Genomic DNA, 11,969 nt, shown 5'->3' on the forward strand with positions numbered 1-11,969 from the left:
GACCGGCCCAGCCCCAACTGGCCCGGCAGGCGGCGGGCAACCTCGCCCACAAGGCGGAGGTGGCCAACCGCTTCGCCGCCCGGGAAGCGGCCCAGGGCGGGCGGCCGTATCTGCCCCCGCCCGGAGCGGGGTCCCAGGCAGCGGCGACCGCGCGGGGGGCGGCCGCCGCGTCCAGGACCCGGCCCCGGCTGTTCGGGGAGCCTCCCGACACCTGGCGCGCCCGCGCGGCCGACGCCTCGGCCCGCCATCGCCTCGCCGGTCCGGCCCCTGCCGCGGGCGGCGCCCTGGGGGCGGCGCGTACAGGCAAGGGCGGAGACCGGCGCGAGCTGCGCGACTCCCCAACCGGGTCGCGCTCCGCCTCCGACAGCTCCGGCAAGGAGGCGGACCGGGCCTGGTGCAGCGCACGTAGGGCCGGTCGGGGCGTGCTGGGTGAGTAAGGGGGCGCTGAGGGCTCGGCACCCCCGGCTCCGGCAGACCCAAGCGCCGTCCTGCCGGAGCGGAGGGCGGCCCGGCACCCCGACACCCCGGCACACCGACATCGCGACAGTACCGACGACATCGGAGTAGCACGGCATGGCAGCGGACGAGGGACTCGAGTACACGCCCGACGGATGGCGCGAGGGCGGCAGGATCAGCAACAGATCCGCCGACGCGGCCGAGGAGGCCCGTCGGTACCTCCGGGGCGTGGACGCGTCACCGGCCCGCTTCGGCGGCGCCGACGCGTACGTGAACGCGCTGAACGGAAACAGCGACCGGCAGGCGGGCAGCGCGGGGCGGGCCGCCGAGGACAGAGACACGATGAGCGCCGCCGACCACCAGGTCGCCGACCTGGGGGAGGCGACCGACACCGCGGCCGACAGTGCGATACGGACCGCCGACACGACCGGTGCCGCCGGGCGGAGCGCCGTCTCACGCGGTGTCGCCGAAGGCATGTGAGCAGATGAGGACACGAGCCGGCGAGGAGGAAGGCCGGCGAGGAGGAATGGGGCCACGCGGTGGGGGCAGGCGTCGAGTTCGGCAAGTCGGACGTCAAGGAGATGACCGACAAGGACCCGTGGCAGCGTCGGCAGGACTTCTCGGACGAGGTCAGCACCGAGGACATGGCGGACACCGCGGTGCAGTACGCCGTCGCGGCAGGCGAGGCCGGGTCGGCCGGTGAGCTGGCGCGACTGGCGTCCGAGCAGAGCGCCGATTCGGGTTCGCTGAACGGTGCGGAGCTGCTGGAGAAGGAGCAGCGCGACGCCCTCACCGCGAACGACCTCGGGAACAACGGCACGCAGATGGACGCGGTGGTCGGCAACATCCTCAAGGGGATGGGCTTCGCGCTGGACGCCGAGGACGAGAACGAGCAGGTCATCGACGGCGGCGGTGACTACGGCACGGGCCTCGACCAGCGCATCGAGGACCTGAGCGACGATGCGAAGAACGACTACGACAACTGCGCGAGGGCGCTGGAGAACACCGCGTCGGGCGGCACGCTTCCCGCCGGGCACCCGCTCGCCCCCGACCCGTCCATCGCACCGAAAGTGGTCTACGACAACGTCGAGTACGAGGCCGCCCGCGGCCAGGGCGGCTGGGTCCCGCCGTACGAACTGGTCGCGGCGATCCGCAAGATCTATCTGGACCAGGCGGTCGAGGCCGCCGAAGAGGCGGACGGCGACATCAAGGACGTCATCGAGAAGTACCGCCGGGACATGGGCGAGTTGGCCCTCGAACTCGAGGACGCTGGCTACGACACGTCCGAGGGACCGCTGCGGCTCTGGCACACCGAGGAAATGGCGACGTACAACGCCATCAAGCTGGAGGAAGAGCTGCAAAAGGAGAACCCCCGCTCCAGCACGCTGGAGCGGTACAGCAGCGGACTCGGTTCCGCCGTGGACGACATGTTCGACGCGGACGGGAACGTCCGCGAGGATTTCGACGCGAACACGTCGCAGCTCGACGAATACACCCAGGAATTCCTCCAGCACCTCACGGCGGATTCCCTCGCCACGCTGGGAGCCATGAATCCCCCGCGTCCACCGGTCGGCGAGGAATACACCTACGAAGACCCGTTGTTCGCCGTCCAGGAGGCCGTGGCGAATGGCATCAACGCCTCCATGAACGAAGCCGTCGGCGGCAGCGACCCGGGCACCGGAGCCCCCATGCCCCCCGGCGTCAAGGAATTCGTCTACGGCTACGACCAGAAGCTCGACGAAATGGGGACGCGGCCGGACAGCGGGCTGCGCGGCGCTGCTCAGGAGTACGGGAATTTCGGCAACCTCATGTCGCATGCGACGGTCGCGTCCGGAGACGCCTTCAGCCGGGACATGGTGAACTCGGCCCTCGACGTCCAACGGGTGATCGAGGAAAAGAACGGGGACATCACACAGCACAACGGATCGAACAGCGTGGCCGAGATGCGCAGCGATCCGTATCCGTGGCTGGAGGTCGACGGTGTGGACGGTCTCCTGACAGCCGCCTCACGCAACGAAGAGGCGTCGGCGGACATGCTCTCGAACATGGACCTCACGCATGACGTCCTGGTGCGCGAATGGCAAGGGTCCGAAGGAGTCGCCGACCTGATCCGGGCAGGCACCACGCTGCCCCAGGGCGTGGACCACAACAGCGAGGCCGCCGAGCCCTATTTCGCGGCAGCCGGAAACGTCCTGGAAAGCACCGGCGCCAACTATGAGCATCTCAGGTCGGTGAACGAGGGCCCGCGCGCGGACACCAGCGCGATGCACGGTGCCATCGGGGAGACCGCCGTCAAGTACATGGACCTGCTCGCCTACAACCCCACGTCCGGATCCTCCGGGCCCGTTCCTGGCGTGGAGGTGTTCGGTGAAACGTACGACCACGGCTTCAAACTGTCCGAATCGCATCATGACGGCCTCTTCGAGCTGATGGTGACGACGGACGAGGACGTCGCCCAGCAGTTCGGCAGGGACCTCGGGGAGTGGCAGTACAACACCGCTTACCGGGCGTTCTCCGACGCCGGGGACGGCGGCGGCCCCGTCCACGATATGAACAACGCCGTCATGCGTGTCAGCGGCTACGTGGACGGGGCGTACGAGGCCGTTGAAGGCGACGGGCTGCGCAGGTCGGATCTGAGGACCTCCATGCTCGCCGGAGCGAACACCCTCGCGGGCTTCTTTCCCCAGCCGGTCGGCTTCGGGGCGGCCGTCGGTGTGGAGGCCGTACGCAACCTGACCGACGTACCGCAGGAGCCCGCCGACGAACTCAACTACCACAACGACCTGCGAGGGGACATCTACCCGCGGCAGATCATCGCCCGCGCCGCCAGGGACGCCGACTACGACGGGATGGGCGACGCCGATGTCCCCACGCTCGAAGAGGACGACCGCCCAACGACCGACGACGAGGCGACCGACGGGGACAGGGCCCGAGAGCGGGACGCCGTCACCGACGCCGCCGACGGTGAACTCACCGACCTGGAGGAGGAGCACGGCTACCTCGCGGATCACGACGCCTACCAGGAGGGCAGGCGGGGGGTCGGCGAATGACCACCGTCACCTTCCGCCGCCCTCCGCGCGCCCCCCAGCCCTCCGTCCCCGAGGGCGAGGTCGTGTTGAAGGCCCCGCCGGAGCTGCCGCAGCCCGACCCGAACAGCAATGTATGGCTCACCGCGCTCCCGGCGCTCAGCGGGCTCGGCTCGGTGATGTACATGCTGACGATGGGACGCGGGCCCATCGGGTATGTCGTCGGCACCATGTTCCTGGTCTCGTCCCTGGCCATGGTCGTCGGTTCGCTCCTGCGGCAGCGCGGCAGTACCAAGGGGCAGGCGCAGAGCGAGCGCCGCGAATATCTGCGCTACCTGGACCGCACCCGCGCCGAGGTGCGCCGGACGGCGCAGGCGCAGCGGGACGCTCTGGTCTGGGCCGCTCCGGTGCCGCACGCGCTGTGGGCCGTTGCCGACGGCCGGCGCCTGTGGGAGCGGCGCGCGAGCGACGACGACTTCGCGGTGGCACGCGTCGGTGTGGGCCCGAGGTATCTGGCGACCCCGCTGGTGCCGGGGGAGTCCGCGCCGGTCGAGGACCTGGACCCGCTCAGTGCCGTCGCGCTCAAGCGTTTCATCGACGCGCACTCCGTCGTCCCCGAGCTGCCGGTGCAGGTGGCGCTGCGCCGGTTCGCCTCCCTCGCGGTATCCGGGGGCGCGGCCGAGTGCCGCGGTCTGCTGCGCGCCGTCATCGCGCACGCTGCGACCTTCCACGCCCCCCGGGACCTGCGGGTACTGGTCTGTACGCGCGAACCCGACGGCGCGGACTGGGCGTGGGCGAAGTGGCTCCCGCACGCGCACCACCCGGACGAGCTCGACCACGCCGGCCCGGTGCGCATGGTGCACAGCAGCCTCGCCGGCCTGGAGGACCTGCTCGGCAGTGAACTGAGCCGCCGCACCCGCTTCAGCCGGGACGCCGAGGCCGACCCCGATGTGCCGCACCTTCTCGTCGTGCTCGACGGCGGGCTGGTCATGGGCTCGGAGGCGCTGCTCGACCCGAACGGCATGCAGGGCGTCACCGTCCTCGACCTGGACGGCCGGGCGGCAGCCCTCACCGAGGCACACGGCGTGCGTCTCGACGTCTCGGACGGGGCACTGCGGGTCCTCACGGGAGAAAGCAGCGACGAACTCGGCGCCGCGGACACGCTCCCGGTCCCCGAGGCCGAGGCGCTGGCCCAGCAGCTGGCCGGGTTCCGTCTGGACGCTGCCACCGTACGCAGCGAGGACCTGGCGACGGCCGACACCTCACTGCCGGGGCTGCTGGGCATCCGCGACGCGGGACGCCTCGATCTGGAAACCCTGTGGCGGGCCCGCCCGATGCGGGACCGGCTCAAGACGCCCATCGGACTCTCGGCCGAGGGCGGCCCGCTGGAGCTGGACATCAAGGAGTCCGCGCAGAACGGCATGGGCCCGCACGGACTGCTGGTCGGCGCGACCGGTTCCGGCAAGTCGGAGCTGCTGCGCACGCTTGTGCTGGCGATGGCCGCCACACACTCCTCCGAGCAGCTCAACTTCGTCCTCGTCGACTTCAAGGGCGGCGCCACCTTCGCGGGAATGTCCGAGCTGCCGCACGTCGCCGCTGTGATCACCAACCTGGAGGACGATCTCAGCCTCGTGGACCGGATGCGGGAAGCCCTCGCCGGCGAGATGAACCGCCGGCAGGAGGTGCTCCGGGACGCCGGGAACCTGGTGTCCGTACGGGACTACGAGCGTGCCCGGCAGCGCGGGGCCGCGCTGCCGCCGCTGCCCAGCCTGTTCGTCGTCGTGGACGAGTTCTCCGAACTGCTGGCCCAAAAGCCGGACTTCGCCGATCTCTTCGTGCAGATGGGGCGGCTGGGCCGCTCCCTGGGCCTGCACCTGCTGCTCGCCTCGCAGCGGTTGGACGAGGGCCGGCTGCGCGGGCTGGAGGCGCATCTGTCGTACCGCATCGGGTTGCGCACCTTCTCAGAGCAGGAGAGCCGCACCGCCATCGGCGTGCCCGACGCCCACCATCTGCCCTCCGCGCCGGGCCACGGCTACCTCAAGACGGACACCACCACCCTCAAGCGCTTCCGTGCCGCGTATGTCTCCGGCGCCCACCGCACCGCCGAGGAAGGCAGCGGCGCCACACTGAGCGGCCCCGACGACGTGCGGCCGTTCCCCAACGGGTATGTACCCGTGCCGCTCGGACTGCGCGAGCCGGAGCCGCAGCCGGACCTCGCCGACGACGAGTTCGGTGCGGACGAGGAGCTGCACACCACGGTCCTCAGCGTGATGGCCGAGCAGATGGAGGGGCAGGGCCCACAGGCGCACCAGGTGTGGCTGCCGCCCTTGGACGAGCCCGACACCCTCGACGGACTGTACGGCGATCTCACCGTGCGGGAGACCCGCGGACTGGGCGCGGCCCCCGGCAGGCCGCAGCTGCACGCCCTGATCGGTTCCGTCGACCGCCCCTTCCACCAGCGGCGCGAGCCGCTGACCCTGGATCTGTCGGGCGCGGGCGGGCATGTCGCCGTCGTCGGCGGGCCACGCAGCGGTAAATCTACCGCCCTGCGCACGCTCATCACCTCGCTGGCGCTCCGGCACACCCCGCGCGAGGTGCAGTTCTACTGCCTCGACTTCAGCGGCACGCTCTTCGCGCTGTCGGGGCTGCCCCATGTCGGCGGTGTCGCCGGGCGGTTGGACGCCGAGGTCGTCAACCGCACGGTGGCCGAGGTCCTGGAGGTGCTGGAGCAGCGTGAACTGCGCTTCCGGGGGCTCGGCGTGGACTCCATGGCCGACTACCGCGCCCTGCGCGCGGACCGGCGAGCGGGCGACGACGGCCCCTTCGACGACTCGTCCGAGGACCCGTTCGGCGATGTGTTCCTGGTGGTGGACGGCTGGCAGGTGCTGCGCCAGAGCTACCCGGAGCTGGAGGAGGCCCTGATGGGGGTGGCCGGGCGGATGCTCACCTACGGCGTCCACCTCGTCGTCTCCGGCAACCGCTGGCTGGACATGCGCATGGGGCTGCGCGACCTGATCGGCACCAAGGTGGAACTGAAGCTCGGTGACGCGCTCGACTCGGAGGTGGACCGCAAGGCACAGCGCACCGTTCCCGCCGGGAAGCCCGGCCGAGGCGTCACCAAGGAGAAGCTGCACTTCCTCACCGCCGTGCCCCGGGTGGACGGGGAGCGCTCGGACGCCCGGCTGGCGGACGGCATCGCCGATCTCGTACGGCGGGTCGCCGACGCCTGGCAGGGCGCCCCCGCCCCCAAGGTGCGGCTGCTGCCGACCCAGTACGCCCTGGAAGAGGTCCCCGCCGGCGCGAGGCGGACGGAGGACGGCGAGGGCAAGGGCGTGGTCGTCGGCGTGGAGGGCAGCAGGCTGGAGCCGGTCGTCTTCCGGCCAGGAGACGACCACGGGCTGATCGCCCTGGGGGAGAGCGAGACGGGGAAGACCTCCCTGCTGCGGGCTGTGGGCCGCCAGGTCGTCGACGCCTGGCAGCCCTCGCAGGCCAAACTCGTCATCTTCGACTACCGCATGACCATGCTCCGCGAGTTCTCCGGGGACAGCCTGCTCGGCTACACCACCAACCACGACACGTCCATGGAGGTGGTGGCCGGGCTGGTCGCCGGATTCCGGGAGCGGCTGCCGGGCTCCGACGTCACCCCGGAACAACTGCGCGACCGCTCCTGGTGGTCGGGGCCCGAGATCTACCTCCTCGTCGACGACTACGACCTGGTGGCGACCTCGGCGGGCAACCCGCTCAAGCAGCTGGTGGAGTTCCTGCCGCAGGCCCGCGCCATCGGGCTGCACCTGTATGTGACGCGACAGGCCGGCGGAGCGGCGCGCGCCACCGGGGACCCGGTGCTGGCCCGGATGCGGGAGCTGAACTTCCCGGGCCTGCTGATGAGCATGCCCAGGGAGGAGAGCGCCGTGTGGGGCCACCGCTCGGCCCGGCGCAAGCGCGGCCGGGCTCTGCTGCTCCACCGCAAGCTCGGCACCACTCCGGTGCAGCTGGTGCGTTGCGAAGCGCCGGCTCTGGACGGCGGCGACTCGACACGACCACCGCTTACGACCTCAAGTGTGGACAGGTGACATGAGTGCTCCCACCCTGCCCGCGGCAGGCGACACCGACGCCGACGCGGGCGTGCACGCGAACACGGCGGCGGACAGCGCCGCCCGCACCGGCAGCGCCTTCTGCCGGATCGCGATAGCGGGCCCACGCAGCCGCGCGGATCTCGCCGTACCGCTCGGTGTCCCCCTCTCCCGGCTGATGCCGGCGCTGCTGCGGCACGCCGGTGAGGAGACCGGCCCGGACGGTGGCGCGCTGCACGAGGGCTGGGCCCTGCGGACCGCCGACGGGGCGCGGCTGGACGGCGCCCGCACGCTCGGCGCCCAGCAGGTACGGGAAGGTGACATCCTCTTCCTCCGGCACGGCATCGAGGACTTCGGCCCTCCCCTCTACGACGACGTCGTGGAGGTCATCGGCGACGGCAGCGCCGAGAGGGCCTGGCCCACCGCGGCGGTGCGCCGTACCGCCGCGCTCTTCGCCGGGGTCGCCGTCGCGGCAGCCGCGGCGGCGCTGGCCGCCGCCCCCGGAGCGCTCGCCGGATTCCTCGGGCTGGCGGCGGCACTGCTCGGGATCGGGCTGGGCGCCCTGCTCTCCCGGGCGTTCGCGGACTCCGTGGCGGCCACCTACACCGTGGTCCTCGCCGCGCTGCTCGCGGCGGTCGGCGCTGTACGGCTGCTCGGCGGCGGCGCGACACAGGCCGCACGCGGTCTGGACGCCTTCGGCGGGACGGGCGCCGCGCAACTGCTGCTGGCCTGTGCCGTGGTGGCGGCCGTCGGAGCCGCCGGGCCCGTCGTGGTCGGGAGCGGGGACGGGCCGTTCGCGACGCTGGTGGCGGGAGGAGTGCTGGCGGCAGTCGGGGCGTTCACCGTCACCGTGTGGGACACCAGCCCTGCCCGGGCCGCGTCGGTGTGCGCACCCCTCGCGCTGGCCGTCACCACGCTGTGGCCGGCCCTCGCCCTGCGCCTCGCTCATATCCCCGGCCCGCAACTCGCCTCCGCCACCGAGGAGTTGGAGCGACTTCCGGGGCTCATCGGCCACGGCCCCCTCCGGGTCCGGGTCGACCGGGCACGCGAACTGCTGACGGGGCTGCTCGCCGGCAGCAACGCGGTACTGCTCGGCGGCACCCTCGTGTTGCTGGGCACAGGCGACCTGTGGGCCGGTGTGCTGGCCGGAGTTCTCGGTGTGCTGGCACTGCTGCGGGCGCGGCTCTTCCGGGAGACCCCGCAGGTGGCTGTCGCGCTCGCCACGGGAGTGGCCGCCTTGCTGGGCGCGGCCGTACTGCTGGTCCTGGACTTCGCCGGGCGGCCACTGCCGCTCCTGGGCGTGGTGCTGCCGCTGGCCCTGACGATCGCTCTGGTGGCATGCGCGGTCGGGCTCTTCAGCGGCCGCCGGACGCTCAACCCCCGGCTGTCGCGGCTGCTGGACACGGTTGAGACGCTGCTGCTGCTGACGGTGGTGCCGCTGATCCTGGCCGTGTGGGACGTCTATGCGGCTCTGCTGGAGCTGAAGGCATGACAGGGCGACGAGGCAGGCGAACGCTGGCCGCCGCGGCTGTCACGGCGGCGCTGGGTCAGCTGTCGCTGCCCGCGCCGCCGGCCCTGGCGGCCGACCGGGTCGACACCTCCTGTCGTCGTCCCCCGCAGCAGGGCGAGCCGCTGCCTGACGCGCTTCCGGGCCGCAACCTCACCGACCGCCTCGGGCTGGCGCAGGCCTGGGACCTCGCCGAGGGCGACGGGATCACCGTCGGTGTCGTCGACTCCGGGGTGGACGACCGGCACCCGGAACTGTCCGGCGCCGTCCGGGAGGGGGCCGAGGTGGTGACGGTACGGACGAAGAAGGGCTACCGCATCCAGCGGCCGAAGCCCCCCGCGCTCGACTGCGAGGGCCACGGCACCGCTGTGGCCGGGCTCATCGCCGCACGCCGGGGCGGCGAGGCCCGCATCACGGGGGTGGCGCCGGCGTCCCGTGTCGAGCCGGTGCGGGTGGTGGGCGGGGTGGAGAAAGCACCCGCCGAGGCGCTGGCCGCCGCCATCGACCGCGTCGTGGACAGCGACGTGCAGGTGCTCAACCTCTCCTTCGCGCTGCCCGTCGACCGGGCCCCCGTCCGGAAGGCGGTCGAACGCGCGGTGGCCCAGGACGTCGTCGTGGTCGCGGCGGCGGGCAACGAGGGCACCAGCGGGAAGAAGATGTATCCGGCCGCCTACGACGGTGTGCTCGCGGTCGGCGCCGTGCAGGCGGCGGGGCAGCCGATGAAGGAGTCGAACAGCGGCGGCTGGGTGGATCTGGCCGGCTACGGCCAGGACGAGGTCGTACTGGCGGCAGGCGGGTCGGGGTACCGCCGGGACAAGGGCACCAGCTTCGCCGCCCCGCAGGTCTCCGGCGCCGCGGCACTGGTCCGCTCCCGCTTTCCCCGACTGTCCGCCCGTCAGGTGCGCGAGCGGCTGGTGGAGGCGGCGGCACCTGTCGGCGGCGGCACGAACGACCGCACGGGCGCGGGCGTCGTCGACCCGTTCGGCGCCCTCACCCATCTTGCGGGAGACGGCGGGCGGGCCGGAGCGGAACAAGACCGGCAAGCCGCAGCGCGGCCCGGAGCCATCCCCGTGCAAGCCGTGCCACGCCCCCGCCCGTTGCTCTCGCCGACCGGTGCGACCGCGCTCGCCTGGAGCGGTGGACTGCTGCTGACCGTACTGCTCGCGGTGCTCGGCGCTCCCGCCGTCCGCCGCGCGGCCGCCCGCCGTTGGCGGCCGGCGCCCGCCGGCGGCGGGCCCCGGGGCGCCGGTGCCGAACGTGCCGGTGCCGATCGCTTCGGCACCGACCGTGCCCGGCCGTCGGTGGCACCCGCCCTGGACGGGCTGACCGGCGCCTCCCGGACCCGCCGCGGCCGGACCGACCCGACCCACCGCACCCACCGGACGAGTTGAGCTGATGGCGACCACACGAGAACTGGCGGAAGCCCACGCGTACGGCAACCGGCGACAGCAGACCAGCCTGCTGCGCGGCACCGACGAGGCTCTGCGCGACCCCCGGCGCCGCCTCAACCGCTCGCTGGGCGGTGGGGTCGCGCTCGGCGTCCTGGTGATGGCGGGCTTCGGCATCGCGGGCTGGCTGGGCGGCGGCAAGGGACCCGACCTGCCGGGCGACGGCGCCGTGGTGGTCAGCGGCAGTGGCGACCGCTATGTGATGTCGGACGGTGTGCTGCACCCGGCGCTCAATCTCTCCTCGGCGCTGCTGGTGGGCGGCGGCAAACGGACCGAGGTCCGCGCGGAAGCCCTCAAGGGCGTACCACGAGGGCTGCCCGTCGGTATCCCGGCGGCCCCCGACGCGCTGCCCGACACGTCCCAGCTGTCCACCGAGGAGTGGACGGTGTGCACGGTGCCCGGAGAGGAATCCGGCCAGCAGGCGAGGACCCACCTGTATGTCGCAGTGCCCGACGCCGTCCCCGAAGACGCTTCGGCCGCCACCGTGCTCGCGACCGCGCCGGGCGGTGACTTCTGGCTGCTGACGCAGGGGCGAAGGTTCTCGCTGTCCGTGCCGGTCCGGGACGCGCTGGGCCTCCAGCGCACCGAGCAGACACCGCTGTCCGACGAGGTTCTGGCCACCGTCCCGGAAGGGCCGGCGATACGGACACCGCAGTCGGTGCGGGGCGAGGGCGAAGCGCCCGACGTGCGGCTGCCGGTCCGTGGCGCCGCCGTCGGTGACCTGGCCGGCAGCGATGTGGGGGGCGTCAACCCGCAGTACTACCAGGTACGGGCCGACGGGCTGGTCGCCGTCTCCGAACTGGTCTACACACTGCTGCGCACCACCGGCGTGGACGAACACAAGCTGACTCCCGCCCAGGTGACCGCCGCTCCACGGTCGAAGGCCTCCGCGCCAGGTGATCCGGCCTGGCCCGAGCGGCTGCCCGAGGCGGCGTCCCGCGACCGGGGCCGACCGCTGTGCGTCAGTACGGCCCCGGGCAGCACCCCCGGCGACGCCCCGTGGCAGGCGACAGTGGCGCTGCCGGAGCGGATGCCGCAGCCGAAGGGGGTCCCCGCGGTCTCGGCGGCGGGTGGCAAGCCCCTCGGACGGGTGGACGAACTGTACGTACCGCCGGGTGGGGGCGCGGTGGTCAGGGCCTCGGCCTCGGCCGGCTCCGGTGGCACGTACACGCTGGTCACCGACACCGGCACCGCCTACCCGTTCGCCTCCGCGGACGCGGTGACACGGCTGGGCTACCCGGTGAAACAGGCGCCCTCCCTGCCCAAGGGGTTCGTCGGTCTGCTGCCCACGGGCCCGGTGCTGGACCCGCGCTCGGCCGCCGAGGAGCACGGCGCCGCCCGTACGGAACGTACGGACGGCGCGGACGCGGACACGGGTCGGGACAAGGGCGCGGACAAGAGCAAGGGCCGGGACAAGGCCGCGGGCGAGGACGAGCCGCACGGCGAGGGGGAGCGGGAA

General features: G+C 72.8%; 6 protein-coding genes and 1 pseudogene. All 7 read left to right on the top strand.

What is annotated here, in order from left to right; translation table 11 throughout:
* A pseudogene (locus KBY19_RS34040) lies at positions 1-437 on the top strand (hypothetical protein); the annotation flags it as partial.
* A gap of 136 nt (positions 438-573) precedes the next feature.
* The gene (locus tag KBY19_RS34045; RefSeq protein ID WP_099885131.1) at positions 574-936 is read left to right on the top strand and encodes a hypothetical protein; all 363 of its coding nucleotides are present in this window, start codon (positions 574-576) and stop codon (positions 934-936) included.
* Positions 937-995: 59 nt separating this feature from the next.
* Positions 996-3,506, top strand: coding sequence for a hypothetical protein (locus tag KBY19_RS34050; protein ID WP_210967384.1), 2,511 nt, complete (start codon positions 996-998; stop codon positions 3,504-3,506).
* Positions 3,503-7,555 (top strand): type VII secretion protein EccCa, encoded by a 4,053-nt coding sequence (eccCa, locus tag KBY19_RS34055; RefSeq protein WP_099885133.1) that lies wholly within the window; start codon positions 3,503-3,505, stop codon positions 7,553-7,555. The genes KBY19_RS34050 and eccCa overlap by 4 nt, the downstream gene beginning before the upstream one ends.
* A 1-nt stretch (position 7,556) precedes the next feature.
* A complete protein-coding gene (eccD, locus tag KBY19_RS34060) occupies positions 7,557-9,047 on the top strand; it encodes a type VII secretion integral membrane protein EccD (RefSeq protein ID WP_099885134.1) in 1,491 nt (496 codons plus the stop codon).
* A complete protein-coding gene (locus tag KBY19_RS34065; RefSeq protein ID WP_210967385.1) occupies positions 9,044-10,453 on the top strand; it encodes a S8 family serine peptidase in 1,410 nt (469 codons plus the stop codon). Before eccD ends, KBY19_RS34065 begins: the two co-directional genes overlap by 4 nt.
* 4 nt (positions 10,454-10,457) lie before the next feature.
* A partial coding sequence (gene eccB, locus KBY19_RS34070) for a type VII secretion protein EccB (protein ID WP_185018459.1) occupies positions 10,458-11,969 on the top strand: 1,512 nt, incomplete at its 3' end.

The sequence above is a fragment of the Streptomyces sp. B15 genome (assembly GCF_018070605.1).
GTDB lineage: Bacteria > Actinomycetota > Actinomycetes > Streptomycetales > Streptomycetaceae > Streptomyces > Streptomyces smyrnaeus.

Bases quoted from the DNA above. Each gene is read 5' to 3' on its own strand.
- KBY19_RS34045 (WP_099885131.1), top strand. From the start codon at position 574: ATGGCAGCGGACGAGGGACTCGAGTACACGCCCGACGGATGGCGCGAG.
- eccCa (WP_099885133.1), top strand. From the start codon at position 3,503: ATGACCACCGTCACCTTCCGCCGCCCTCCGCGCGCCCCCCAGCCCTCC.
- eccD (WP_099885134.1), top strand. From the start codon at position 7,557: ATGAGTGCTCCCACCCTGCCCGCGGCAGGCGACACCGACGCCGACGCG.
- KBY19_RS34065 (WP_210967385.1), top strand. From the start codon at position 9,044: ATGACAGGGCGACGAGGCAGGCGAACGCTGGCCGCCGCGGCTGTCACG.